This window comes from Streptomyces sp. NPDC037410, from assembly GCF_055602235.1.
On record NZ_JBVJWR010000002.1, the window covers coordinates 313,815 to 339,799 of the forward strand.

20 protein-coding genes are annotated in these 25,985 nt (G+C 74.0%); 8 read left to right on the forward strand and 12 right to left on the reverse strand.

The genetic code is table 11. The annotated features are described in order from the left end of the window. Nucleotides 1-28 precede the first annotated feature (28 nt). From ACZ7HT_RS04350 to ACZ7HT_RS04360, 3 genes are read right to left on the reverse strand one after another with little or no spacing between them, the layout of a single operon-like run. Nucleotides 29-1,543 (reverse strand): acyl-CoA synthetase, encoded by a 1,515-nt coding sequence (locus tag ACZ7HT_RS04350; RefSeq protein WP_471159573.1) that lies wholly within the window; start codon nucleotides 1,541-1,543, stop codon nucleotides 29-31. Between the two features lie 10 nt (nucleotides 1,544-1,553). Continuing rightward, nucleotides 1,554-2,423 carry an amidohydrolase family protein gene (locus tag ACZ7HT_RS04355; RefSeq protein ID WP_471160059.1) on the reverse strand — a complete coding sequence of 290 codons (870 nt, stop codon included), beginning with the start codon at nucleotides 2,421-2,423 and terminating at the stop codon, nucleotides 1,554-1,556. 14 nt (nucleotides 2,424-2,437) lie between these two features. Next, entirely contained in the window at nucleotides 2,438-3,349 is a 912-nt protein-coding gene (locus tag ACZ7HT_RS04360; RefSeq protein ID WP_471159575.1) for an SDR family NAD(P)-dependent oxidoreductase, read from the reverse strand. Between the two features lie 155 nt (nucleotides 3,350-3,504). Here ACZ7HT_RS04360 and ACZ7HT_RS04365 point away from each other — a divergent pair, with 155 nt between their 5' ends. The 5 genes from ACZ7HT_RS04365 to ACZ7HT_RS04385 all read left to right on the forward strand — a co-directional run bounded on the left by ACZ7HT_RS04365 (nucleotide 3,505) and on the right by ACZ7HT_RS04385 (nucleotide 9,669). Then, entirely contained in the window at nucleotides 3,505-4,362 is an 858-nt protein-coding gene (locus ACZ7HT_RS04365) for a PaaX family transcriptional regulator (protein ID WP_471159577.1), read from the forward strand. A gap of 426 nt (nucleotides 4,363-4,788) precedes the next feature. After that, nucleotides 4,789-6,180, forward strand: coding sequence for an NAD(P)/FAD-dependent oxidoreductase (locus ACZ7HT_RS04370; protein WP_471159579.1), 1,392 nt, complete (start codon nucleotides 4,789-4,791; stop codon nucleotides 6,178-6,180). A gap of 94 nt (nucleotides 6,181-6,274) precedes the next feature. After that, nucleotides 6,275-7,543 (forward strand): MFS transporter, encoded by a 1,269-nt coding sequence (locus ACZ7HT_RS04375; protein WP_471159581.1) that lies wholly within the window; start codon nucleotides 6,275-6,277, stop codon nucleotides 7,541-7,543. Nucleotides 7,544-7,663: 120 nt separating this feature from the next. Next, nucleotides 7,664-8,737 carry a 5'/3'-nucleotidase SurE gene (gene surE, locus ACZ7HT_RS04380; protein WP_471159583.1) on the forward strand — a complete coding sequence of 358 codons (1,074 nt, stop codon included), beginning with the start codon at nucleotides 7,664-7,666 and terminating at the stop codon, nucleotides 8,735-8,737. Between the two features lie 53 nt (nucleotides 8,738-8,790). Beyond that, nucleotides 8,791-9,669, forward strand: a complete 879-nt coding sequence (locus ACZ7HT_RS04385; protein WP_471159584.1) for a DUF4232 domain-containing protein — start codon at nucleotides 8,791-8,793, stop codon at nucleotides 9,667-9,669. Between the two features lie 46 nt (nucleotides 9,670-9,715). On the opposite strand, the gene ACZ7HT_RS04390 is transcribed toward ACZ7HT_RS04385, so the two are convergent. Then, the gene (locus ACZ7HT_RS04390) at nucleotides 9,716-13,468 is read right to left on the reverse strand and encodes a choice-of-anchor D domain-containing protein (RefSeq protein WP_471159586.1); all 3,753 of its coding nucleotides are present in this window, start codon (nucleotides 13,466-13,468) and stop codon (nucleotides 9,716-9,718) included. Nucleotides 13,469-13,895: 427 nt separating this feature from the next. Between ACZ7HT_RS04390 and ACZ7HT_RS04395 the strand changes: the two genes are divergently transcribed. Next, on the forward strand, nucleotides 13,896-15,314 hold the full coding sequence (locus ACZ7HT_RS04395) for a polysaccharide lyase 6 family protein (RefSeq protein WP_471159588.1): 1,419 nt from the start codon (nucleotides 13,896-13,898) through the stop codon (nucleotides 15,312-15,314). Between the two features lie 33 nt (nucleotides 15,315-15,347). On the opposite strand, the gene ACZ7HT_RS04400 is transcribed toward ACZ7HT_RS04395, so the two are convergent. Further along, nucleotides 15,348-15,698: a DoxX family protein gene (locus tag ACZ7HT_RS04400; RefSeq protein WP_471159590.1), complete on the reverse strand. Its 351-nt coding sequence runs from the start codon at nucleotides 15,696-15,698 to the stop codon at nucleotides 15,348-15,350. 61 nt (nucleotides 15,699-15,759) lie between these two features. On the opposite strand from ACZ7HT_RS04400, the gene ACZ7HT_RS04405 reads away from it, so the two are divergent. After that, nucleotides 15,760-16,662 carry a LysR family transcriptional regulator gene (locus ACZ7HT_RS04405; protein ID WP_471159592.1) on the forward strand — a complete coding sequence of 301 codons (903 nt, stop codon included), beginning with the start codon at nucleotides 15,760-15,762 and terminating at the stop codon, nucleotides 16,660-16,662. A 160-nt stretch (nucleotides 16,663-16,822) separates the two neighbouring features. Here ACZ7HT_RS04405 and ACZ7HT_RS04410 read toward each other — a convergent pair whose 3' ends face one another. The 5 genes from ACZ7HT_RS04410 to ACZ7HT_RS04430 form a co-directional block, all read right to left on the reverse strand. Continuing rightward, complete coding sequence (locus ACZ7HT_RS04410; RefSeq protein WP_471159594.1) at nucleotides 16,823-16,999, reverse strand: hypothetical protein; 177 nt, start codon at nucleotides 16,997-16,999, stop codon at nucleotides 16,823-16,825. 102 nt (nucleotides 17,000-17,101) lie between these two features. Further along, nucleotides 17,102-17,350 carry a hypothetical protein gene (locus ACZ7HT_RS04415; protein WP_471159596.1) on the reverse strand — a complete coding sequence of 83 codons (249 nt, stop codon included), beginning with the start codon at nucleotides 17,348-17,350 and terminating at the stop codon, nucleotides 17,102-17,104. Continuing rightward, nucleotides 17,347-21,732 (reverse strand): DEAD/DEAH box helicase, encoded by a 4,386-nt coding sequence (locus ACZ7HT_RS04420; protein WP_471159598.1) that lies wholly within the window; start codon nucleotides 21,730-21,732, stop codon nucleotides 17,347-17,349. Before ACZ7HT_RS04420 ends, ACZ7HT_RS04415 begins: the two co-directional genes overlap by 4 nt. A gap of 174 nt (nucleotides 21,733-21,906) precedes the next feature. Next, nucleotides 21,907-22,734, reverse strand: a complete 828-nt coding sequence (locus tag ACZ7HT_RS04425; RefSeq protein ID WP_471159600.1) for a CbtA family protein — start codon at nucleotides 22,732-22,734, stop codon at nucleotides 21,907-21,909. Nucleotides 22,735-22,748: 14 nt separating this feature from the next. Further along, nucleotides 22,749-22,976 carry a CbtB domain-containing protein gene (locus ACZ7HT_RS04430; protein WP_392152218.1) on the reverse strand — a complete coding sequence of 76 codons (228 nt, stop codon included), beginning with the start codon at nucleotides 22,974-22,976 and terminating at the stop codon, nucleotides 22,749-22,751. A gap of 305 nt (nucleotides 22,977-23,281) precedes the next feature. Here ACZ7HT_RS04430 and ACZ7HT_RS04435 point away from each other — a divergent pair, with 305 nt between their 5' ends. After that, nucleotides 23,282-23,854 (forward strand): histidine phosphatase family protein, encoded by a 573-nt coding sequence (locus ACZ7HT_RS04435; RefSeq protein WP_471159602.1) that lies wholly within the window; start codon nucleotides 23,282-23,284, stop codon nucleotides 23,852-23,854. A gap of 6 nt (nucleotides 23,855-23,860) precedes the next feature. Here ACZ7HT_RS04435 and ACZ7HT_RS04440 read toward each other — a convergent pair whose 3' ends face one another. Further along, nucleotides 23,861-24,949, reverse strand: coding sequence for a FecCD family ABC transporter permease (locus ACZ7HT_RS04440; protein WP_471159604.1), 1,089 nt, complete (start codon nucleotides 24,947-24,949; stop codon nucleotides 23,861-23,863). Then, nucleotides 24,946-25,980 carry a FecCD family ABC transporter permease gene (locus ACZ7HT_RS04445; protein WP_471159606.1) on the reverse strand — a complete coding sequence of 345 codons (1,035 nt, stop codon included), beginning with the start codon at nucleotides 25,978-25,980 and terminating at the stop codon, nucleotides 24,946-24,948. Before ACZ7HT_RS04445 ends, ACZ7HT_RS04440 begins: the two co-directional genes overlap by 4 nt. Between the last annotated feature and the right edge of the window lie 5 nt (nucleotides 25,981-25,985).

Below are 25,985 nucleotides of genomic sequence, written 5' to 3' on the forward strand. Positions count from 1 at the left end.
AAAGTGTCGGAATCTTTGGAAGAGGGGGTCAGGCGCCGTAGCGCGCCCGGATCGGCGCCTTGAGCAGCTTCCCGGTGGCGTTGCGGGGGAGGTCCGGGGCGAGGGCGACGCTCTTGGGGATCTTGTAGCGGGCGAGCCGGGCCTCCAGGTGGGCGATCAGCTCCTCCGCGGTGACGGTCGCTCCCGCGCGGGTGACGACGACGGCGCGTCCCACCTCGCCCCAGCGGGCGTCCGGCACGCCGATGACGGCCGCCTCGGCGACGTCCGGGTGTCCGAGCAGGGCGTCCTCGACCTCGGCCGGGTAGACGTTCTCCCCGCCCGAGATGATCATGTCCTTGAGGCGGTCGACGAGCCGTACGTAGCCGTCCTCGTCGACCGTGGCCACGTCGCCCGACCGGAAGCGCCCCCCGTCGCGGAAGGCCGCGGCGGTCGCCTCCGGGAGGTTCCAGTAGCCCGGGGTCACGTTCGGCCCCGCGACGACGACCTCGCCCTTCTCGCCGGGGCCCGCCTCCTCGCCCGAGGGCAGCAGCACCTGGACGTCGGTGAAGAAGTGCGGGACGCCCGCCGAACCGGCGCGGCTCACCGAGTCGGCCCGGTCCAGGATGAGCGCGCCCGGCGCGGTCTCCGTCATGCCGTACCCCTGGACGAAGGCGAGGCCGCGGTCCAGATAGGCCTGGGCGGTGCGGGTCGGCACCGGGGCGCCGCCGCACAGCAGATTGCGCAGACTGGTCAGGTCGGCGTCGGCCCACCCGGGGGCCGAGGCCATCGCGTCGTACATCGTCGGCACGCCGAACATGCAGGTCACCCGGTGCCGTTCGATCAGCCGCAAGGTGCGGGCGGCGTCGAAGGAGGACTCCAGGAGGACCGTGCCGCCCTTCAGGAGGACCGGCAGGCAGCTCATGTTGAGGGCGCCGGTGTGGAACAGCGGTGCGGCGACCAGGGCCACCTCGTCGCCGGCGAGGTCGGTGTCCACGACGACGTTGAGACTGTTCCAGACGATGTTGCCGTGGGTCAGGACGGCACCCTTGGAACGGCCGGTCGTGCCCGAGGTGTACATGATGAGGCAGACGTCCTCGTGCCCCACCTCCTCGTCGAGCGGCTCCGTCGACGCGACCGCGAGCAGCTCCTCGTACGAGGCGCCCGGACCTCCGTCCACGGCGAGGACGGTGCCGATGCCGGCCGCCTCCACCAGCTCCTTCACCCGCTCGGACGACTGCCCGGCGTGCACCAGGACGGTGCTGCCCGAGTCGGTGAGCTGATGGAGCAACTCCGGTACGGCGAGACGGGTGTTGAGCGGGACGAACACCGCTCCAAGGACACTGGCCGCGAACAGCGTCTCCAGGTAGGCCGGATGGTTGGGGCCGAGGAACGCCACCCGGTCGCCGCGCTCGACCCCCGCACCCCGCAGGGCGTGGGCCAACCGCGTACAGCGGTCGTGGAGTTCGGCGTAGTCGATCGCGCGGCCCTCGTGCAGAAGGGCCGTGCGCCGTGGCGATCTGCGGTCGCGGCGGGCGGGCCAGGAGCCGATGCCCTGGTTGCGCATGGGGTACCCCTCAGTTTCCGGTGAGCCCGAGCAGTCGGGCCGCGTTCTCCTTGAGGATCTTCGGACGGACCTCGTCCTTGATCGGGAGCTCGGCGAAGTCGGCCAGCCAGCGGTCCGGCGCGAGCAGCGGGAAGTCGGAGCCGAACAGCACCTTGTCCTGCAGCAGGCTGTCGGCGTACCGGACCAGCTGTGGCGGGAAGTACTTCGGCGACCAGCCCGACAGGTCGATGTACACCTCGGGCTTGTGCGTGGCCACCGCGAGCGCCTCGTCCTGCCACGGGAAGGACGGGTGGGCGAGGACGATCTTCATGCCCGGGAAGTCCGCGGCGACGTCGTCCACGTCCATCGGGTTGGAGTACTTCAGCCGGATGCCCCCGCCGCCGGGAGCGCCCGCGCCGATGCCCGTCTGCCCGGTGTGGAAGACCGCGATCGCCCCGGCGTCCTCGATCGCCTCGTACAGCGGGTACGCCATGCGGTCGTTGGGGTGGAAGGCCTGGATGTTCGGGTGGAACTTGAAGCCCCTCACCCCGTACTCGTCGACGAGCCGCCGGATCTGACGGACCGCCGCCTTCCCCTTGTACGGATCGACGCCCGCGAACGGGACGATCACGTCCGGGTGTTGCAGCGCCGCCTCGGCGATCTCCTCGTTCGGCACCGGCGGGGTGCCGGTCGCCGACTCCGCGTCCACCGTGAACACCACACAGGCCATATGCCGCTCGCGGTAGTACGTGGCGATCTCCGGCAGCGTGGGGTGGCGGTGCTCCGCCTTGAAGTACGCGCCGGCGGCGGCGTCGAGCTCGGCGGAGAGCGACGCCCCGCCCTTCTCGGACACCTCGGCGTGGGTGTGCATGTCGATGGCGACGAGCGCGTTCACGTCCATCGGTTCGCCGGCGCTCACAGCTGCGGCGCCGGGATGCCGAAGGTCTCGGGGGTGCGTCCGACGGTCACCGGCCAGGCGGCGGCGATCGCGTCGGCGCTCCAGCCGCCGTCGGCGTACGCCACCGACACCTCCTGCGGGTGCGACCACAGGGAGAGCTTGTCGCCGCCGATGCCGACGCACTGGCCGGTCACCCCGGCGGACGCGTCCGAGGCGAGGAAGGTCACGAGACCCGCGACGTCCTCGGGCGTGCCGAAGCCCTCGCCCTTGCGCAGGCTGTCCGGGAACGCGATGCCGTCCCGCTCCAGGGCCTCGACGTGCGGGGCGAAGACGGGGATCGTCTTGGTCATCGCGGTCGCGGCGACCGGGATGACGGCGTTCGCGGTGATGCCGGCCTTGGCCAGCTCCATGCCCCAGGTGCGCACCATGGCGGCGATCCCGGCCTTGGCGGCGGCGTAGTTGGTCTGCCCGAAGTTGCCGCGCTGGCCGGCGGGGGAGCCGGCGACGACGATCCGGCCGCCCTCGCCCTGGGCGCGCATCCGCTCGACGGCGGCGCGGACGCAGGTGAAGGTGCCGCGCAGGTGCACCTCGACGACGGTGTCGAAGTCCTCGTCGGTCATCTTCCACAGCACCCGGTCGCGCAGGACTCCGGCGTTGGTGACCATGACGTCGAGCCGGCCGTAGCTGTCGACGGCGCGGGCGACGAGGGCCTCGGCGGCCTCGGTGGAGCCGACCGGCACCACCTCGGCGACGGCGCGGCCGCCGTCGGCGGTGATCAGGCGCACGGCCTCGGCGGCGGCCTCGTCGTCGACGTCGTTGATCACCACGGCCGCGCCGGCGGCGGCCAGCGAGCGGGCGTAGGCGAGGCCGAGTCCGCGGCCGCTGCCGGTGACGACGGCGACCTTGCCGGAGAGATCCACATGAGTCATGAACGGGGGTCCTTTCCCGTGAACGCGGTGCGGGGCGCGGGAGATCGCGACCGGACACGCACCGTCGAGCGAACAAGTTAGGCATTCTTTTGTCGGCCGTCAATGAATTGCCGAATGTTGCGGTGGATCGACGGATCCCGCCCTACGCTGTCCCCGTGACACAGCCCGCCCCGACCGCCGAGACCGGATCGCCCGCCGAACCCGGCTCCTCGCCCCGCCCCCAGTCCCTGATGCTGACCTTCTTCGGCATCCACGTGCTCGGCACGGGAACCGCCCTGTCCTCGGCGAGCGTGATCGACGCCTTCGCGCGCGTGGACGTCGGCGAGGACGCCGTCCGTTCGACCCTCACCCGCATGGTCGGCCGCGAACTCCTCGAACGGCACCGCCGCGGACGCCGGATGTACTTCTCGCTCACGCCCCGCGCCGCGGAGGTCCTCGCCGACGGCCAGGAGCGGATCCACCGCACCGGCGCCGTCAACCGCGCCTGGGACGGCACCTGGACCCTGGTCGGCTTCTCGCTGCCCGAATCCTGGCGCCGGGAACGCCACGACCTGCGTTCGCGGCTCATGTGGGCGGGCTTCGGCCCCCTGCAGAGCGGCCTCTGGGTCGCCCCCGGCCGGGTCGACGTCGCGCCCATCGCGGCCGAGCTCGGGTTGGGGGACCGTATCAGGGCCTTCCACGGCGAGGCCGCCGCGCCCACCGAGGCCGGGGACCTGCTCCGTACCGCCTTCGACGTCGACGCCATCGCCGACGGCTACCGCGCCTTCCTCGCCCGCTGGGGCGACGGCGCCGCCCCCGGCGAGGCGCGCGACGACCTCGGCCGGCTGCTCCTGCTCCACACCGACTGGCTCGACCTGGTCCGCCGCGACCCGCACCTGCCCGCCGGACACCTGCCCGCCGACTGGCCCGCCGAGGCCGCGGAGACGCTCTTCCACGAACTCTCCGCCCGCTTCGAGCCGGGGGCCCGCCGCATCGCGGAGGAGATCCTGGACCGCTGGGAGCCGGAGGGGTAACGGCCGGGACGGCGGGGCGACCGCCCGGGTGACCGGGCGCCGGGGCTGACCCTGCGAGGCCTCCGGAGGTCGGGGTGCCGGGGCTGATCCTGCGGGGCTTCCGGAGGTCGGGGTGCCGGGGCTGATCCTGCGGGGCTTCCGGAGGTCGGGGTGCCGGGGCTGACCCTGCAAGGCCTCCGGAGGCCCGAAGCGCCAGAGCTGACCCTGTGAGGCTCCGGAGGTCGGGGCGCCGGGAGCTGACCTGCGGGGCGTCCGTGAGTCAGCCGGCCCAGGCCGGCGCGGCTGACCTGCGGAGCGTCCGTGCGCCGGCCCTCCCGGGCGGTCTTATGTCAACACCATTGACCTTGTCGTACGCGGCGGAGTCTCATGGCGGCACTTCGGAGGCGCCCCGCGCCCGGGCGTCTCCGCGACCCCGAAGGAATCCCCATGGACCACCTCAGCTCGCTCCGGGACGTCGACCACACCCCGTTCTGGCTCGACGACCCCCGCCGGCCGCAGCCCGCCCCCGCCCTCGTCGGCGGCACCACCTGCGACCTCCTCGTGGTCGGCGGCGGCTACACCGGCCTGTGGACCGCCCTCCTCGCCAAGGAGCGCGACCCCTCCACCGACGTCGTGCTCGTCGAGGCGGACCAGGTCGGCGGCGCCGCCTCGGGACGCAACGGCGGATTCTGCGAGTCCAGCCTCACCCACGGCCTCGCGAACGGCCTCCAGCGCTGGCCCGGGGAGATCGGCCGCCTGGAGCGCCTCGGCCGCGAGAACCTCCAGGGCATCGAGGACGCGATCGAGCGGTACGGCATCGACTGCGACTGGGAGCGCACCGGCTCCCTCGTCGTCGCCACCGAGCGATACCAGCTCGACGGCCTCGGCGAGGAGGCGCAGGCCGCCGCCCGCTTCGGCGGCAACCCGCTCCTCCTGGACGCCGACGAGGTCCGCGCCGAGATCGACTCCCCGACCTTCCTCGGCGGCGTGTGGAACCAGGACGACGTCGCCATGGTCAACCCCGCCCGGCTCGCCTGGGGACTCAAGCGGGCCTGCCTCGACCTCGGTGTCCGCATCCACGAGCACACCCCCGCCACCTCGCTCGACGAGCACGGCGCCGTCGTCGCCGTCGGCACCCCCTACGGCCGGATCACCGCCCGCCGCGTCGCCCTCGCCACCAACGCCTACCCGTCCCTGATCCGGCGCCACCGCCCGTACACCGTCCCCGTGTACGACTACGCGCTGATGACCGAGCCGCTCACCGAGGAGCAGCTCGCCTCCGTCGGCTGGAAGCGCCGCCAGGGCTTCGCGGACTGCGCCAACCAGTTCCACTACGTCCGGCTCTCCGCCGACGACCGCATCCTGTGGGGCGGTTACGACGCCGTCTATCACGGCGGCCCGGTGCGCGCAGAGCACGACCGCAGGCCCGAGACGTACGCGACCCTCGCCGAACATTTCTTCACGACGTTTCCGCAGCTCGAAGGGGTTCGGTTCAGTCACGCCTGGGGCGGGGCCATTGACACCAGCACCCGCTTCTGCGTCTTCTTTGACACGTGTCACCAAGAAAAGGTCGCCTACGCCGCCGGATTCACCGGGCTCGGCGTCGGCGCCACCCGCTTCGGTGCCGACGTGATGCTCGACCTGCTCGCGGGGGAGCACACCGAGCGCACCGACCTCGAACTCGTACGCCGCAAGCCCCTGCCGTTCCCGCCCGAGCCCGTCCGCTCGCTCGGGATCGGCATCACCCGGTGGTCGATGGCGCGGGCCGACCGGAACGAGGGCCGCCGCAACCTCTGGCTGCGCACCCTCGACCGCTTCGGCCTCGGCTTCGACAGCTGACCCGCACCACCGCACCACCTCGCACCACAGGCCCCGCTCACGCATGACCCGTCGCACGCCCGCCCCCCGGGGGCCCGCGGCCGAGGAGAACGACATGAACGCATCCGAAGTCCGGCCGGCGCCCCCGGCCGGATCGGAGCCGCAGACCCCCGGCCCGGCCACCGCCGGCCGGGGCGCCCTGTGGCGCCTGATGCCCATGCTCACGGTGGCCAACGCCGCCATGTACATGGTCTACATGGGCATCGGCGCGGTGCTCCTGCCCGTCCAGGTCGAACTGATCGACCCGGCGAACAAGGTCGCCGATTTCGGTCTCGTCTCCGGTGTCGCCGCGATCTTCGCCACGCTGTTCAACCCCCTGGCGGGACTGCTCTCCGACCGCTCGGGACGGCGCAACCCGTGGATCCTGGGCGGCGGTCTGGCGGCGCTCGGCGCGCTCGCGCTCCTAGGCGCCGCCCGCACGGTCCTCCTCGTCACCATCGCCTGGTGCCTCGTGCAGGCCATGATGAACATCTACCAGGCCGCCCTCACCGCCGTCGTCCCCGACCGCGTCCCCGTCGAACGACGCGGCCTGGCCTCGGCGATGGTCGGCATCGGCACCCCCATCGGCTCCGCCGTCGGCATCTCCACCGCCGCGCTGTTCGTGCCCTCCGACATCCCCCTCGGCTACCTCGTGTTCGGCGCGGTGATCGCCGGCGCGGCCGTCCTCTTCACCGCCGTCGTGCGCGAGCGCAAGCGGCCGGCGGTCGAACCGGTGCCGCTGCGGGGGCAGTTGGCCGCCTTCGCGGACACCCTCAAGGCGGCCGACTTCCGCTGGGTCTTCATCGGCCGCTTCCTGATGATGCTGGGCTTCTTCTCCGTCTCCCTCTTCCAGATGTACGTCCTCCAGGACCACATCGCCCTCCCCGAGGGACTCGACCCCACCGAGGCCGTCGCCTTCATCGCCCCGATCGACGCCGGCGTCACCCTCGTCGCCACCGTCCTCGGCGGACTGCTCTCCGACCGCATCGGCCGCCGCAAGCCCCTGGTCGGCATCTCCTGCGCCCTCTCCGGCCTCGCGATGCTCGTCCCGGTCGTCAAGCCCGACTGGACCGGCATGCTGATCTTCACCGTCCTCGCGGGCCTCGCCTTCGGCTGCTACATGGCCGTGGACACCGCTCTCGTCACCCTGGTCCTGCCCAGCGCCGACGACGCGGCCCGCGACATGGGCGTCCTCAACATCGCCAACGCGGGACCGCAGATCCTCGCCCCGTTGCTGGCCGCGGTGCTCGTCGGCGCGATCGGCTACGACGGGCTGTACCTCACGGCCGCCCTGATCACCCTGGTCGGCGCGGCGGCGGTCATCCCCGTCAAGTCGGTGCGCTGAGCGGTACGCACGCACGGCACCACCTCCCCTTACTCGCGGCCGTCCCGGAGCCGCGACGCCGGGCGGCGCGACCTGACCGAGCGCCGCCCGGCACCCCTCCCCACCGAAGGGACCACGCCCATGCCGTCGAAGACGTCGATCACGCGAAGAATCGGACTCGCGGCCCTGGGGGCCGCACTGCTCGCCGCGACGGGAGTGACCGCGTACGCCACCACGCCCCAGAAGGCCGCACCCCTCCCGCTGGCCGGGATGCGGATCCTGATCTCCAACGACGACTCGATGCAGGCGGCGAAGGCGAGCAACTCCGACGGCCTCGGCCTGTACGAGCTCCGCCGCGCGATGTGCGCCGCCGGGGCCGACGTCGTCGTCATGGCGCCGTGGCAGGTCCAGTCCGGCAAGGGCACGGCCGTCACCAACGGCGGTGTGCTCACCGCCCAGCGCCGCACCGCCCTGCCCGCCGGGTACGAGGGCGACTGCGCCCAGGCCCCCTCCGGGGGAGCCGTCTACGGCGTGTGCCTCGCCGACGGCGCCTGTGCCGGGGACTCCCCGTCCGCCACCCCCGCCGACACCGTCAAGCTCGCCCTCCGCGCCGGCCTCAAGGCCAAGGCGGGCTGGACCGGGGGCCCCGACCTCGTCCTCACCGGCATCAACTCGGGACCCAACGTCTCCGCGCAGGTCAACGACTCCGGGACGGTGGGCGCCGCCGTCGCCGCGATCGACCAGCACGTCCCCGCGATCGCGTTCTCGTCCGCCGGCGACGAGACGAACACGTACTTCCCGCGCGTCGACTACCGCGCCAACGCCGAGTTCGGCGCCCGCTTCGTCGCCGGTCTCCGGCAACGCGGCCTGCTCACCCCCGACTTCGCCCTCAAGGTCGACTACCCCGACGTCAGCACGGGCACCCCCGCCGGACCGCCGCGCTGGACGCGCGTCGGCCACGGACAGGTCGTCTGGCACGCCTACGAGCAGACCGGCGAGAACTCCTTCGCGATCGGCCTCGGCGTCTGCGAGGAGACGCCGGGCGATCCGTGCACCGAGACCGCGAAGGACGCCGACTCCACCGCCCTGTTCCGCGACGGCCGGATCGCCGTGGCACCGGTGACCGCCGACCGCACCTACGGCGTGCGGGAACCGCACCCCGACACGCTGCGGAGGATCCGCGCGTACGTCGAACACGACGCCCCTGGCCGCTGACCCTTCGCCACCCCGCCTCGGCGGCGCGGAGCCCGGCCTGATCGACTACTCCCATGCGCCGAACCCGCCTCGCCCTTCCCGCCGCCCTCGCCGGACTCCTGCTCCTCACCGCCTGCGGTACCGAGTCCCAGGAAGCCGCCCGGGGAGGCGGCGCCACCGCGACGACGGGCTGCGGGAAGGGGGACCACGTCTCCGCCGCTCCGGCCGAGGACGGCGTCACCGTCCTCGCCACGGGCACCGGTCCCCGCCCCTGCGCCGCGTACTCCCTCACCAGCCGGGAGACCGAACCCTTCACCTACACCGTCACCCTCCAGTTCCTCTCGGCGTCCGGGCAGGCGCTCACCGCCGTCGAGGACACGGCACCGGCCGTCGCCCCCGGGGCGACCGTGCGGCGCACCGTCACCGCGGACGACCTCCCGCCCGGCGCGTCCGGGAGCGTCCGCGTGAAGGTCGTGAAAGTGCGGAGCGTCCCGACGTCCGAGGCGCCCTCGGAGGGCGGGGCCTGCCCGCCCTCCGGCGTGCGCGTGTACGCCGACAAGGGCGACGCCGCGATGGGCCTGCGCGTCGTCGGCCTGCACCTGGAGAACTGCGGCACCGGTACGTACCGGCTCCAGGGCCACCCCCGCGTCGAGCTCCGGGACGAGGAGCGCAAGCCGGTGAAGGACGTGACGGTCCTCCAGGGCGGCGAGGCCATCGCCACGGGCACCGGAGCCGACGGCCCGGCACGGCCGCTCGCGCTCAAGCCCGGCGAGCGGGCGTACGCCGGGCTCGTCTGGCGCAACACCGTCGAGGCCGGCACCCCGGTGAACGCCCCCTACGCGCGCGTGTGGGCGAAGCCCGGCGCCGCCCCGGTGACGGTGACCCCCGAGCTCGACCTCGGCACCACGGGCCGGCTCGGCGTCGGCCCCTGGAAGAAGGAGGACAAGGGCTGAGCCCACCGGAGGATCGCGTCCGTGCTCCGAGGGCGAGCAGGGCACCTCAGTAACCGACGCGCACTCCCGTGATCGCGTGACGATCCGTCAAGCCGCCCGTGGCGCCGGAGAATCCGACCAGGACGTTCTTGGGGAGCGTCAGTGCCACGTCGATGACCTGGGTGCCGTCGACCAGGACGAGGAGGCGGCCCGCGGCGGTGACGTTCACGTCGATCACATGGCTGCCCGTACGCAGCGCGGGCACGGCCGTCGAGGTGGCCGCGTACTGGAGTGTCGTGCCCGAGCCTCCGGTCGCGACGCCCACGAAGTTCGACGACGGCTCCCCGGCATTGCGGTACGTGTCCAGGGTGACCGCCACTCCGGGCAGGCCGGCGAAGCCGAGGCCGCCGCCCCCGCCGCCGAGGGCGGAGGGTGTCGTACGGGTCGCGTCGAGGAGCATCAGCGCGAGCCCGTCGGCGCCGGTGCCGCCCGAGAGGGTGGCGGTGAAGCGGGCCCGCAGCCGCGCGGACGGCACCGCGGTGGCCTGGACCGCCGAACCCTTCAGATAGGCCTGGGCGGGGGTCAGGACGAGCGTGGTGCCCGAAAGGGCCGCGCTGCCGTTGTACGTCCAGCCGTTGGGACCGGGCGGCGGCACGGCGTACGAGGAGGCGGTGATCGTCGCGCCCCGCACGGCGTGGATGTCGGTGATGCTGCCCGTCCCGCCGGTGAAGGCGAGCAGGGCGGTCGGGCTGAGCGAGGCGACGGTGGTCCGCAGCCGCTGGGTGCCGTCCACGGTGACCGTCACGGTCTTGCCCGTGACCGAGACGGCGACCGTGTGCGTGCCCGACCGCAGGTTCGGCACGTTCGTCGTCGTCGACGCGTACGTGAGGGCGGAGCCGCTGCCCCCGGTGGCGATGCCGACGAAGTTGGCGGACGGATCGCCCGCGTTCTTGAACGTGTCGAAGGCGACGGCCACGCCCGGGAGGCCGGTGTACCCGAGGCCGCCGCCGACCCCGCCGAGCGCGGACGGCGTGGTCCTCGCCGGGTCGAGCAGCGCGAACGTCATGCCGTCGGCGCCGGTGCCGCCGCCGATCACCGTGGTGAACGAGGCCTGGAGACCGTCCGTCAGGACGGGCACGGGCCAGACCGCGGAACCGCGCTGCGAGGCGCTCGCCTGGGTCACCTGGAGGTCGTTGCCGGAGATCCGCGCGGAGCCGTTGAGCTTCCAGCCGCCCGCCCCGGGCGTGGGAACGGTGACCGTGGTCCCGGCGACACCCGAGCCGGTCAGGGCCTCGCTGTGCGCACCGCTCCCGTCGTCGGAGGTCAGCTCGTACGCGGCCGTCACCGCGCCGATGGACGTGGGGGAGAAGGTGACGGCCTGGTGGACCACGTCGTCCGGGCCGAGGACCTGGCCCTCGCTGATCGGATTGGTGACCTGGAAGGGGGCCGCCGGAGGCTTCGCCTTGGTGATGGTGAGGGGGATGTTGCCGGTGTTGCTGATGTCGAAGGTCTTCGTCACGGACTCACCGACCCTCACCTGACCGAACGCCGTCGAGGTCGGAGTGATCGTGAGCTGCGCCTTCCCCGTCACGGCGGTGCCGCTCAGGGCCACGGACACCGTGCCGTTCGTGCCGGTGACGGCGAGCGTCCCGGTGTCCTGCGCGGCCGCCGTCGGCGCGTACGCCACCTGCACGGTGACGGACTGCCGCGGCGGGACGACCGTGCCGGCGGCCGGCGGGTCGGACACGGTGAAGGGGCTGGACGGCAGGGCGACCGAGGAGACCGTCTCGTCTGCCGTCCCCGTGTTCGTGAACGTCACGCCGAGCGTCTTCCGCGTCGTCGTGGCCACCGTCCCGAAGTCGAGGGCGGCCGGGGACGCGAGGAGGCCCGGCTTCGTCCCGTACCCGGTGAGACCGAGCGCGCTGTCGCCGAGATCGGTGGCGAAGGTCAGGGACGAGGTGTCGGGCCCCGGCGAGGTCGGCGAGAACGTCACCTGGACCGTGTGGGTCTCGCCCGTCCGCAGCGTACGGGGCAGACCCGCCGACGACGCCGCGAACGCGCTGCCCGCCGGGGTGCTCACCCCCGTGATCGTCACGTCCCGGGTCGCCGTGACGGTCGCCGTCGCCGTCCCCGTCGACCCGACCGCGACCTCGCCGGCGTCCACCGGAGCACCGGTCAGAGCGGCGTTGGCGGGACGGCCGAAGGCCATCACCTTCCCGTCCCGCGTCCCCACGTACACCCGACCGCCGTCGGTCGCCGGCACCGAGAACTTCGAGGCCGTGCCGATCGGCGCCGACCAGCGCAGCCGCATCGCCCCGCTCACGGGCACCGCGTCGTACGCGCGCAGCTGCCCGTTCGCGCCGTTCCCCCCGTCCGACGCGACGGCCCACACCAGCGCCGAACCCGGATTCGTCCCCGTGGACGTCACCACCGGCGAACCCGAGGTGTAGCCGAACGTCTGGGTGCTGCTGCCCGTGTTGGTGAGCCCGGGCAGGCCCGAGCCGGTGAGCCCGTACGCGAACGCCCGCAGCGGCCCCCGGCTGCCGATCGTGTACACGTAACCGCCCTGCCCGCCGTACACCGCGGGATGCCCCCACACGCCTTCGTACGGGCCGAAGCTGCCCAGCACGTTGTCCGTGCCGCCGGCGCCCTGGCTCCGGCCGCCGAGGTCGTCCCGGTCGAGCAGGAACAGCCGCCCGTCCTTGCCGATCTGGACGAGGAGCCGCGGATACCGGCTGGTCCCGAAGAGCGGCTCGGGCAGCGCCACCGGGCCGCCGGAGCCGAGGTCGGTGTCGTTCTGGTCGAGCAGCGGCGCGTCGGAGGGGCTGAAGAAGTCCTGCGCCGAGATCGTGCCGTCGCTGTTCACCCCGAGCCGGACCACCGACTCCGCCAGCTGCCCCGGCGGCCGGTTGCCGGGGCCGGGCGCGGGGGAGACCCCGTTGCCCGTCGAGAACAGGATCCGCCCGGGACCGTCGGAGACCAGACCGCCTCCGCTCATCCAGATCCCCGCCATGCCGTTCGCGGAGGAGTCCTCGGTGGCCCACAGCGTCGTCTTCCGCGTCGACGTGTTCACCCCCATGACGTAGCCCACGTACGGGCCCCGGTCGCAGTGCGAGGCGAACGCCGCGTACACCGAACCGCCCATCAGGAGCAGCCCCGACCGCTGCGCCGCGGTGTACGGGTTGAACGCCCGGCCCGGGTCGTTCACCGGCGCGCCGGCCACCTTCACGGGCCAGCCCGCGCGCTCGGCGCCCGACGCCGGGTCGAGCGCGTGCACGTACCAGTTCGGATGCTGGGCGTCGGCGCCGTCGTTGACCTTCGCCGTGAGGTACACGGCGTTGCTCGCCGGGTCGTACACCGGCGTCGAGGTGACCCCGATGTTCGGCACCAGGTCACCGCAGTTGATGGTGGCGGCGGGCCAGGGGGCGCCGAAGTCCTTCGTCCAGCCGATCGCGCCGGTGGCCGCGTCGATCCCGTACACCTTGTTGTTCTCGGTGGCCGCGACCAGGGTGCGCCCGACGACCAGCGGCTGCGCGTAGACCTGGCCGTCGACGCTCGTGGAGAACTGCAGGCCGAAGTCCGAACTGGACACCTGGTCGGGGGCGAGCCCCGGCTCGTCCCGGTCCCAGCCGGTGCGCAGATCGTCCTGGGAGATCGTCGTCTGGTCCGCGGCGGGAGCGAGCGGGAGCGCGGCGGCGACGGCGGTGTCCCGCGGCCCGGGATCGGCGGGGACCGCGGTCCCGGCGGCCGTCCCGCCGAGGAGGCCCACCGTGAGGGACATCGTCAGCAGTCGGGCGATCGCCCTGCGTCGGCCGGCCATCTCTCCCCCTTCAGGTGGACGCACGAGGACGAAGACCGGGACGCTCCGCCGGCCTCATCGTGAACCGGCCGTCTCGCGCGAACGCCATGATGTCCGGTTCCGGCGCGCAGGTCCACCCGATCGGAGGGCGACCCGCAGAGGATCCCGACGGTCCGTCACGTCCCGTGGCATTAGCGGAACGTGAGCGAAACGTGAGCGCTACTCGGCAAGGTGGTGCGTGTCGGCAGGCCAGGGAGGCGTGACCATCCGCCCGGGAGGCCCGCCGACGCGTTCCGAGGGCCAGACCGGAACGCGCAGCACCGGCCCTGACCGGTCGGGACCCGGGACGGGCCGTGGGGGCTCGCCCCGGGCCCCGGCCGGGGTCTCCTCGGTGTCCCTGGTGCCAGGTCAGCACAGAACGACGACCCCCCACTTCCAGGAGGCATCCATGCGACGACGTACCTTCCTCAAGGGCTCGATGCTCGGCGCGGCGGCCGCCGCGGTCCCGCTCGACACCCTGCTCGCCACGGGGGCCTCGGCGGCCGAACCGGCACCGGTCACCTCCCTGAGCGCGCTGCAGAGCGCGATCGACCGGGCGGTCCCCGGCGACCGGATCGTCGTCGCCGACGGCACGTACACCGTCCCCGCGGGCGGCGCCATCGACGTCTCCGGGCGCAGCGGCATCACGATCGTCTCGCAGACCCGCGGCGGCGCCGTCCTGCAGGGCGAGCGCAGCTTCGTCCTCGACGGCGCGAGCGCCGTCACCATCAGCGGCTTCGCGCTCCGGCAGAGCGGCACCCTGGAGATCCCGGCCGGCAGCACGGGCATCCGGCTGACCCGTAACGACATCCGGTTCGCGGACGTGGACGGCCTCGACTGGGTCCTCGTGGAGGGCGACGACGCCAAGGTCGACCGGAACCACTTCCACGACCGCACCACCCAGGGCATCTTCCTCGTCGTCGACGGCCCCGGCACGACCGCCGTCGCCCAGCGCCTCCACGTCCTCAAGAACCACTTCTCCGACCACCGTTACGCGGGAGCCAACGGCGGCGAGTCGATCCGGCTCGGCGTCAGCAGCCGCGCGCTCTCGAACGCCGCCGCGGTCGTGGAGTACAACCTGTTCGAACGGTGCGACGGGGACCCCGAGGCCGTCTCGGTGAAGTCCTCCGGCAACACCATCCGGTACAACACGGTCCGCGACAGCCAGGGCGGCATCGTGCTCCGCCACGGCAACGGCTCCACCGTCGACGGCAACTGGCTGCTCGGCGGCAAGGAGGGCATCCGCCTCTACGGCAACGACCACCTCGTCGTCAACAACCACCTCGCCGGCCTCACCGGCCGCGCCCTGGTGATCGGCAGCGGCACCACGCGCGACCACCACGAGGGCGAGACCACCGAGGAGCGCCGCGGCAACGACGCCTGCGACCGTGCGGTGATCGTGCACAACACCCTGCGCGCCAACAAGAGTTCCCTGTCCGGCGAGACCCGCGTCTACGAGCCGCGTGACGTGGTCGTCGCCGACAACCTCCTCGTCGGGGACAGCGGCAGCCTCGTCGCGATGGGAGCGACCACCGGCTTCACCTGGCAGAGCAACATCCTCTGGGGCGCGGCCTCCGACGGCACGATCCCCGCGGCCGGTTACACCCGGGTCGACCCCCGCCTGTCCCTCTCCTCCGACGGCGTCTTCCGCCTCGCGGCGGACAGCCCCGCGATCGGCGCCGCGACGCTGACCACGACATCGGTCCCGGAGGACATCGACGGCCACCCCCGCGGCACGCTCCGGGACATCGGCTCCGACGAGTACGCGACCCTCTCCCCGGTCCGCCGCCCCCTCACCCCCACGGACGTGGGCCCGAACGCCTCCTGACGCCCGGGGCCTGTCTGAATTGTCAGACAGGCCCTATCGCGTGGCGGCCAGGGCGAGGGAGCCGGTCGCCAGGGCCAGGAACACGGTGGGGAAGGCGATGTTGTGGAGGACGCGGGTCCTGAGGTGCACCGCCACCGCGCCGAGGAAGAAGAGGACCAGTCCGACCCCGGCGGCGAGGCCGATGAGGCGGGCGCCCAGGAGGCCGAGCAGAAGGCCTGCCGCGCCCGCCGCCTTCAGGGTCGCGAGCCAGGGGATCCAGCGCTCCGGCACGCCCACTTCGGCCGAGTTGGCGAGGACGAAGCGGGCCCGCGCGAAGTCCGTGGCGGCGATGCCGCCGTTGGCGGCGACGGTGAGGAGGGTGACCAGGGTGTAGGTGAGGGACATGTCCTCAACCCTCCCCACGCGTCGTCTTGGCGTCCAATACCCACATCCATAACCTGGCGGCATGGATGTGGACACCCGGCTCCTGCGCTACTTCGTCGCCGTCGCGGAGGAAGGCAGCCTCACGCGCGCGGCGGAGCGGCTGTACGTCTCGCAGCCCGCGCTGACCAAGCAGATCAAGCACCTGGAGGCACAGCTCGGGGCCCGGCTCTTCACCCGCTCCAAGGCCGGGATGAGCCTCACCGAACCCGGCCGGGTGCTCGCCGGACGGGCGCCCCGGCTGCTCGCCGACCTCGGCCGTGCGCTCCAGGAGGTGAAGGCCGCCGTGGGCCGGGAGACGCGGGTGCTGCGGGTCGGCTACCTGGCGAGCGCCGCCAACGAGTCCACCCGTCCCATCGTCGAGGAGTTCACGCGCCGCAGGCCAGACTGGCGGGTGGCGATGCGGCAGGCGGCCTGGTCCGACCCCACGGCCGGGCTCGCCGCCGGGGACGTCGACGTCGCCCTCGTACGGCTGCCGTTCCCCGGCCAGGAGGACCTGCGGGTGGACGTCCTGCTGACCGAACCCCGCTGGGTCGCGCTCCCCGCCGATCACCGGCTCGCCGGCCGCGAGACGATCCCGTTCGCCGAGCTCCTGGACGAGCCGTTCGTCGCCGCCCCCGCCGAGACGGGCGCCTGGCGGGACTTCTGGCTCGCGGCCGACGCGCGCGGCGGCCGTCCCGCCCGCATCGGGGCCGTCGTCGACCAGCCCGACGACTGGCTCAGCGCGATCGACCAGGGCCAGGGCATCGCCCTCGCCCCGGAATCGGCGGCCCGCTTCTACGCCCGCCCCGGCATCGTCTACCGACCCGTCACCGGCATCGCACCGACCCGCGTCGGCGTCGCCCGCACCCCCGCCGCCGACACCGACCCGGCCGTGCGGGACTTCGTCCGCTGCTGCACGCACATCAGGGACGCGGACACGCCGTAGGCGGCATGGCTGCGAACCACGGGCTTCGGCCGGGTCCGGTGCCTGTCCGGCGCCAACACCCGTCGCCTCGGGCGTTGTCAGTGGCGCGTGCGACGATCCAAGGCATGATCGTCTCGCTGGATGCCCTGCTGCCCGCCACCGGAACGCACGTGTCGACCACCTACGCCGACTGGGTCGCCGCCCACGACCCGGCCGCGGTCGAGGCCGCGCGTGCGCTGGTCCAGGACATGGGGGCCGAGATCAACCGGTCCTGGACGAAGCCCGGCGCCGTCGTCGACACGATGGCACGGCGGGCGCGGCAGCTGCCGCCGCAGCACCTGCCGTGGTTCTGGGACACGGTGGGGCACCGCCTGATCGGTTACGGAAGCAGGCCGGGCGGGCGTGCCTACGCGGCGGCGCGAGCGGCCGAGGCCCAGCACGGACTGCCGGTGGATCCCGCCTACCGCCGGGCCAACGGGCTGCTGTTTGCCGTAGCGGTGGCGGAGGCGGACGCGGCGGCAAGGTCGGCGGTCACGCCGCCCGGGGTGTCGTCCGGAAGGTCCGGCGCGGCCAGGAGGGCGGCCGCCCGCCGCGCCGCGTCCGCGGTCAGAGCGCGCAGGACCTCCGGACCGGGCAGCGGAGCCGGCGGCTGTTCGGTGAGGCTGTCCAGCACGGAGGCGAAGGAGCGGTCCCGGGGCGCGGTGGTCACGTGGCGTCTCCCAGGCGGACGAGGGCGGCGAGTTCACGGTCCGAGAGCCGGGCGAGGCCACCGGCGCCCGAGGCGAGCACCGTGTCCTGGAGGGCCCGCTTGTGTGTGAGCAGCTGGTCGATCCGGTCCTCGATCGTGCCCCGGGTGAGCAGCCGGTGGACGGTCACGGTCCGCCGCTGCCCGATCCGGTGCGCGCGGTCGGAGGCCTGGTCCTCCACCGCCGCGTTCCAGCTGCGGTCGAAGTGCACGACGTGGCTGGCCCGGGTCAGGTTGAGGCCGGTGCCGCCCGCCTTGACGGACAGGACGAACAGCGGGGAACGACCGGCCTGGAAGGCGTCGACGAGCTCCTGCCGCCGTCGGGTGTCGAGCCCGCCGTGCAGGAACAGCGGGCGGTGCCCGAGCAGGGTGAGGTGCTCCACCAGGAGTCGCCCCATGGTCACGTAGCCGGTGAACACCAGGGCCGCCTCGCCGCGTCCGGTGGTCGTCTCGACCAGCTCGGCGAGGGCCGCGAGCTTCGCCGACCGCGCCGTGAACTCCCGTACCCCCGACCGGCCGGGATGGTCCTCGCCCAGGTAGTGGGCGGGATGGTTGGTGATCTGTTTCAGGGCGGTGATCAGCTTGAGCACCAGGCCGGAGCGGGCGAGCGCGGGGGAGAGCCTGAGTTCGTCCATCGTCTCGCGGACCAGCGCCTCGTACAGCCCGACCTGTTCGGGCGTGAGCTCCACGATCCGCCGGGTCTCGACCTTCGCCGGGAGTTCGGGGGCGACCTCGGAGTCGGTCTTGCGGCGGCGCAGCAGAAACGGCGCGACGAGCCCGGCGAGCGCCCGCGCGGCGGGACCGTCGGGCTCGCGTTCGGCGGCGGCCGCGTACCGGGACCGGAAGGCCTTGAGGGTGCCGAACAGCCCGGGGTTGACCCAGTCGAGGAGGGTCCACAGCTCGGAGAGGTTGTTCTCCACGGGAGTCCCGGACAGGGCCAGCCGCGTGGTGGAGGTGAGGGAGCGCAGGCATCGGGCGGTGGAGGTGAGGGAGCGCAGGCATCGGGCGGTGGAGGAGGCGTGGTTCTTGGCGTGCTGGGCCTCGTCGGCGACGACCAGGTCCCAGGTGGGTGCGGCGAGTCCGGGATCGCGGCGCAGGACGCCATAGGTGGTGAGGACGACCGTGCGGTCGCCGACGGGGTCCAGGCTCCGCCGGGTGCCGTGGTAGACGCTCACGTCGATGCCCGGGGCGAACCGGCGGATCTCCCGCTCCCAGTTGGTGACGAGCGACGACGGGCACACCACGAGGACCGGGCCGCGATGGCCGGTCTCGTGCCGGTGCAGGACGTAGGCGATCGCCGTGAGCGTCTTGCCGAGCCCCATGTCGTCGGCGAGGAGCGCGCCGAAGCCGTTCTCGCCGGTGTGCGCGAGCCAGGCGAGTGCCCGCTCCTGGTACGCGCGCAGCACGGCGTCCAGGCCGGCGGGCACCGGCACCGGGGCGGCGTGCTCGCCCTTCCGCAGGACGGCGACGACTTCGGCGAGGCCCCCGCCCGCCCGGCACTCCACCGTCAGTCCGCCGACCCGGACGGTGCCGGTGAGCGCCGCGGTGAGCGCCTCGATGCCGGGCAGGGGGCCGAGGTCCCGGTGCCGTGCCCGCGCCGCCGTCCCGGGATCGAGCAGGACCCAGCGGCCCCGGACCCGGACCAGCGGGCGGGCGGCCTCGGCGAGTTCGTCCATCTCGGCCTCGCTGAGCACGTCCCCGCCGAGCGCGAGCCGCCACCGGAAGTCGAGCAGCGCCTGGAGACTGAACCGTGGCGCGCCCCCGCTCGTACGCGCCCCGGCCTCTTCGGCGCCCGCTCCCCCCGCCTCCCCGACGACGGTGTGTGCCGACAGCCGCTCGCGCAGCCGGGAGGGCCAACGCAGCAGCAGGCCTTCGGCGGCCAGGGCGGCTTCGGCTCCGAGGAGGCGGGCGATCCCCTCCGCGTCCAGGACCAGCCGCCCGGGCGAGGAGAGCAGCTCGACCAGGGGCGCGCAGTGGCGGGCGAGGCGCTCGATCCGGCGCCGGGAACGCTCACGCAGCCGGTACGGCTCGACGCCTGGCACGGCGGTCCGGCCGGTCCACAGCTCCTCGGCGGCGATCTCGCGGTCGGGCTGCCGGGGGTCCGCCGTGAGCAGCAGACGACCGGTCAGCCGCCCGGCTGCGGCCTCCTCCTCGGAGGGGTCGGCGATCTCGACGACGAGACCGGGCGGCGGGCCGTCGTAGAGCCGGTCCTCGACGGCGTCGAGCCACGGACGTACGACGGCGGCCTCGGCGGCGGGCAGGGCTCGCCCGGAGGCGCCGAGGAACGGTCCGGTGCCGAAGAGCGCCGCCGCCGGAGGGCGCAGCAGGTGGTCGGCCAGCGCGTCGAGGAACGCCGGAACCGCGTCCTCCGCCGTCAGGCGCGGCCCTGCGCCGGCCACGGCATGGGCGTACGGGGACATGCGGCGCGCGAGCCCCTCCGCGGCACGGGCGGTGGCGTCCGGCAGCGGTCCGAGCCGCCACCGGTCCACGCCGTCCGCGGTGAGCGCGGGGTGGACGAGCCCGGCGGCCACGGCCTGGAGGCCGAGCCGGGCCGCGTGCTCCCACTGGTCCGCCGTCGGATGCCACCCGGTGCTCCGGTCCCGCCGCAGCAGTACGGGCACGGCGTACGCGAGGGGAACCCGCCACGCCACGACCGGAACGGGCTCGTACGCCGGGGCCACCAGGAGCGCACCGCGCCAGGCGACCACCGGCGCCGGGAGGCCGGTGTCCGGCATCGGCCCGCCGCCCGCGCGGTGGACCAGGAACCCGGCGGGCTCGCCGTCGCCCCGATCCGGCAGGAAGGTGACGGCACATCCGACGGCGAGGGCCTCCCGGAGGGCGTCGCCGACCGAGATCCCGGCGGGCGCCGCGGGCGCCGCGGGCACCGCGGGCGCCGCGGGCGCGAGATCCGGCGCCGGCACAGGGATGGCAGCGGGGGACGGGCGTGGCTCCCGCAGGGGTACGGGAGACGGGAATGGCCCTGGCAGGGGTACGAGGGAGGGGCGCGGCCCCGGCAAGGGTACGGGGGACGGGCGTGGCCCCGGCAGGGGTACAGGCCGGGCCCCGACTTCGGTCGGCGCATCAGGCTCCTCCGCGTCCAGCGTGACCAGTCGCTTCATCAGGGCCTCGGCGGCCACCGCCCGGGCGTCCGCCTTCGTCTTCCCCCGGCCGTCGGCGTGGGCTTCCGCCCCGGTGCGGACGAGGACGCAGCTGTAGGAGCAGGCGAGGGTCCTCCGCGCCTTCGTGAAGGCGGCCTCCGGCTTGGAGATCACCTCCAACTGGGTGTACTTGTTCAGGTACTTCACCGGATCCTGACCCTGCGGGAACGGCTGGATCCGGACCGTCTGCCGGGGAGCGCCGCTGTCCCGGGCCCGCTCCGCCCCGGGTTCGGGGAGCTCGGCGAGCAGGGCCAGGAGGGCGACCGCGCCGAGGTGCAGGGCCTGCCGGCGGTCCCGGGCCGTGCGTTCGGGGCCCTCGACGGTGGGGGCGGCGCCGCCCTGCCGGCTCCAGTGGCAGGTGAAGCTCCCGGCGGACTCGACGAGGGTGTGGAGGGCCTGGGCGCCCCCCTCCTCCGCGTGCCAGCGCAGCAGCGTCGCCGCGGACGCCTGCATGCGGGCCGCGTGCCCGAGGGCGAGCAGGCGCAGCTCCCGCCATTCCGGCCCCCGGGAGCCGAACAGGAGCTGCAGGAGGTCCCGGTGGCGCAGCCGGGCCGATCCGACCCTGCGGGCGACCTCGGCGGTGAGCTCCTCCCCGGGGCCGCCGGATGCCCCGGCCCTGGCGTGCAGGAGGGTCTCGAAGGCCTCCGTGCCCATCCCGGGCAGCCTCAGCCGGGGAAGCGCGGTCTGCCCGTCGGTCCCGGCCAGGCGGTGGAGCAGCGCGAGGGCCGCCGACCGGCGGGCACCGGACGGCGAGGGCTCGGTGCGCGCGGGGCCGGTCACGGCCTCGTCGGCCGGGCCGATCCGCACCGCGGCGGTGTGGTGTACCTGCCCGTCCGGCAGGTGCTCGGCGGTCTCCTCGTACGCCAGGGGAGGCCAGACCTCGCTCTGGACGTGTGCCGTGAGGACCTCCTGCGCCTGCTCCGGCCTGCGCCCGAGCGAGGCGACTGCGAGGCGGCGGGCCGTCCGCCACACCGGGTCGTCGTCGGTGACGAGCAGCAGCAGGCGCAGGTCCCGGGGCGTCAGCCGCCCGTCCCGGGCCAGGGACTCCGCCTCGGCCACGGTCGCGGGGTCCGCCCGGCCCGCGGTGACGGTCCGTCGGGCCCGCTCGTGCCACGCCGGAAGCCCGTCGGTCCCTGCGGGACCCGTGAACTGCCGGACACCGTCGACCAGCTGGGAACGACCAGTCAAGACAAGGCTCTCCGTACGCGGAACGTGACGAGACGTGCGCGCCCAGTATACGGAAGTCAAGGGTCCCAACGGTGGGCTTCCCGGCCTCAGTTGTGGGTGCGGGCGGCCGGAACGACGACGCTGCCCCGCCCACCGGGGTGGTGGACGGGGCAGCGTCGTCGGAAGGACGGCCGGTCAACCGGCGGCGGCCCCGATGTGGACCTCCGGGCCTGCGGCGTCCGGCCGGGGCGCGAGCACCTTCTGGGCGAGGACGCCGAAGGCGATCCCGAACACCGCCCACAGCACGGCCTGGATGGCCAGCGAGGCGAGCCGGAAGTCCCAGAGCAGCCCGGCGGGGAAGCCCGCCGCGACCGAGTCCTCGTTGTCGGGCAGGACGGCGAAGGCGACCGCCGTCACGGCGACGAACCCGGCACCGGCCGCGAGGGTCGCGTTCCAGTTCCCCAGGCGCGGCGCGAGCCGGCGCCCGGTGATCAGGGCGGCGATCCCGAGCAGCACGCTGAGCAGGATCATCAGGAAGAACAGGGTGGTGCGCTGCCCGATGGTGTCCGGATTGCCGACGGCCGGAGGGGTCGCCGGGTACTTGAGGAACGGCACCAGGTAGACGGTGGTGAACGCCCCGGCGGCGGTGAGCGCCGCCGTCGCCCGGGGGCTGAAGCGGCCGATGCGGCCCAGCGCGAAGGAGAACGCCAGCGAGGCGATGCCGCCGAGCGCCACCCCGTAGACGAGGACACCGGTGGCGAGGCCGAAGGTCGACTGGGTGGAGCGGCTGAACCCCTCCTCCTCTTCCTCGGCGGCCGCCACGGCGACGCTTCCGCCCCCGTGGCCCGCGTGCGACCCGTGGCCGGCCGGGGCTTCCCCGGCGGCCTTGGCCTCCTCCACGGCGATCGCGCCGTTGACGGAGGGCTCGCCCACGGCGTAGGCCACGGCGAAGGCGAAGAGCCCGGCGATCAGGCCCGCGAGCATGCCGCGGACCAGCAGGGATCGGACAGTTGAGGCGTGCATGTGCGGGGAGCCCCTCAGTGGCAGGGGAAGCCGAGCAGGTGGCGACCGTCGTGCACCCACTCGTGCACGTCGGAACCGGCGAAGAGGGAGGTGGCGCCCTGCTCGGCGCCGACGAAGTAGAGCGCGATCAGCGCGAGGAGCCCGACGAAGAACGCCCAGGGCAGCACCGCGCGCACGGGCAGCGGAGCCGGTACGGCGACGGACGGGGTGGAGACGGCAGCGGAGACGAGGGCCTCGGCCATGATGGAACCTCCTGCGGGAACTCGCGTCCCAGTCGGTGGTGCAGGACGACGGTCCACGGGTCTGACTCCCCGTGACGTCACCCAGGGGGACGCCGCGGCATACAGTGGCGCGACCGTGCCGGATTCTCACCGGACTTCCGTCTCGCCGTCGTCACGCTGTTCAAATGTCGCCTGACGGTACCGCGTGCGGGGGCCGCCGCCAAGGGCGTGAGGCCTGGATCACCTTCGTACGCCCCCGGGTAGAGTCCCGCGCACCACACCCGCCACAGCACGCTCCGGCATCCCGCCCGTCACAAAGGACCCCGATGACCCTCAGGTTGACGCTGATCTCGCCCGCGACGAGCGAAGCGCTCCGCGAGGTGCGGTTCGACGACGCCGGGCCGCTCGACCCGGCGGGCATCGCCCGCGCCGCGGCCGTCGCCGCCGCCGTCGGCCCGTCCCCGCGCGCGTACACCTCGCCGTCCCCGCGCTGCCGGGGCACGGCCGAGGCCCTCGGTCTGCGCGCGGAGCCCCTGGACGAACTCGCCGGCTGCGCCATGGGCCGCTGGCGCGGAGAGACCCTGGCGGCCGTGGCCGCCGCCGAGGAGGCCGGGGTCTCCGCCTGGCTGTCCGACCCGGCGGCCGCCCCGCACGGCGGGGAGTCCCTGCGGGACCTGCGCGTCCGGGTCGGCGCCTGGCTCGACGGCCTCCAGGCCGACTCCGGACGCGTCACCGCCGTCGCCGAACCGGACGTCATCCGCGCCGCGATGGTCCACGCCCTCGCGGCACCGGACGTGACGGCCTGGCGCCTGGACGTCCGCCCCCTGACCGCCGTCCACCTCACCGGCCGCGCAGGCCGCTGGAACCTGCGCGCGGGGGAGGAGCTCGTACAGGGTTAGGGGGTGTCAGGCCGGGCGCTTCCACTCCCGCAGCAGGAGGTAGCCGAGGTACGCCCCTCCGACGGCCATCGTGTACAGGCCGACCGGCAGGTTGTCGAAGAGCGGGAGCTGCTGGGCGGTGAGGTCGGCGAGGACCAGGAGCAGCGCGCCGAGCAGGGTCGACATGACCAGGTGCGGGCCGCCGCCGCGGGTGACCCGCTTGGCGATCTGCGGCGCCGTCAGGGAGACGAAGGCGATCGGTCCGGCGACGCTCACGGCGCCGGCGGACAGGACGATCGACAGCGAGACCGCCGCGGTCGCCGTACGGGCCGGGCGGGCGCCCAGGCCGGTCGACAGGTCGTCGCCCATCTCGACGATGCTCAGGGGCCGCGCGAGGAGCGCCGCGAGCGGCAGGCAGACGAGCAGCACCAGCCAGATCGTCGTCGCGTCCTCCCACGAGCGGGCCGCGAGGCTTCCGTTGATGTACGCGGTCAGCGCGCTCGCCTTGTCCCGCTCGACGGCGTAGACCACGTACTGGGTGAGGGCGGTGGACATCGCCGCCACACCGATGCCGGCCACGACCAGACGTCCGGGGTTGCGGAATCCCGACCCCGTGGAGAAGTAGACGACCGCCATGGCGATCACGGCCCCGAGGAGCGTGCCGACCGGCACCGGCACGACGTCGGGGAAGAACAGCGCGGCGGGCGCCGCGCCGGCCCCGGAACCCGCGCCGAGTCCGATGACGTCGGGGCTGCCCAGGGGGTTGCGGGTGACCGACTGGAAGAGGGCCCCGGACAGGCCGAAGGCGGCGCCGGTGGCGACGGCGACGACGAGCCGCGGTCCGCGCAGCCGGTTGAGCACGAAGGCGTTCTTGCCGGTGGCCTCGCCCATGAGCGCCGACGGAAGGTCGGCCGGGTCGATGCCGAGCCGGCCCAGGGAGAGGGTAGCCACGGCCGCTCCGAGGAGCAGCAGCAGCGTCACCGCGGCGGCGGTCCCGGTGCGGCGCCGCACCGGGACGGCCACCCACGGGCCGATCCGGACGAGGCTCCGGCCGGTGGGTCGTTCGGGCCGTGACGCCGTCACGGCCGGGGTGTCGATCCGCTCGGCGGTCTTCATGCCGCTCCTCTCATACGACGGACGGCGAAGAGCAGCGCGGGCGCGCCCACGAAGGCGGTGACGACGCCGACCATGAGCTCCTGCGGGCGGAGCAGCACGCGCCCGATGACGTCGGCGAACAGCAGCAGCGTGGGCCCCGCGAGCGAGGTGAAGAGGATCTGCAGCCGGAAGTCGGCGCCCACGAGGACCCGCACGAGGTGCGGGACGGCGAGTCCGACGAAGGCGATGGGGCCGACGGCGGCCGTCGCGGCGGCGCTGAGGAGCGTCGCCGCGAGGAGACCGGCGCCCTTGACGCGGGCGGGGCTGATGCCGAGCGACGCGGCCTTGTCGTCGCCCATCGCCATGGCGTTGAGCCCCGGCGCGAGGAGGACGGCGAGGGCGAAGCCGACGGCGGCGAAGGGCAGGACCGCCCAGAAGGCGTCGAAGCCGCGCCCGCCGAGCGAGCCCACGACCCAGTAGCGGTACGTGTCGAACACCTGCGGCCGGGACAGCGCGACGGCCTGGATGAACGCGGCGAGGACGGCGGAGAGCACCGCACCGGCGAGCACCAGGCGGACCGGTCCGCTGCCGCCGCCGGCCGTGCCGATGAGGTGGACGACCACACCGGTCGCCAGAGCGCCGGCGAGGGCCCACCAGATGGTCTCGCGCTGCCCGGAGGCGCCGAGGAACGCCGTCGCGGCGACGATGGCGGCGGAGGCGCCCGCGTTGATGCCGAGAAGTCCCGGCTCGGCGAGCGGATTACGGGTGATGCCCTGCATCAGGGTGCCGGCGACGCCCAGGCAGAGGCCGGCGAGCAGGCCGAGCGCGGTGCGCGGATAACGGCTCTCGACGACGGTGCGGACATAGCCGTCGCCGTCACCGGTGACGACCCGGAGGACGTCGGCCGCGGACGTCGGCTTGCTGCCGAACATCACGCTGGCGAGCACGGCGAGGGCGAGCAGGATCAGGCACAGCGCGGCGGCCGCGAAGTGCCGGGCAGGGCCCCGCCGTACGACGGCGGGGCCCTGCCCGATGGTGGAGAGAGTGGTCACGCCGG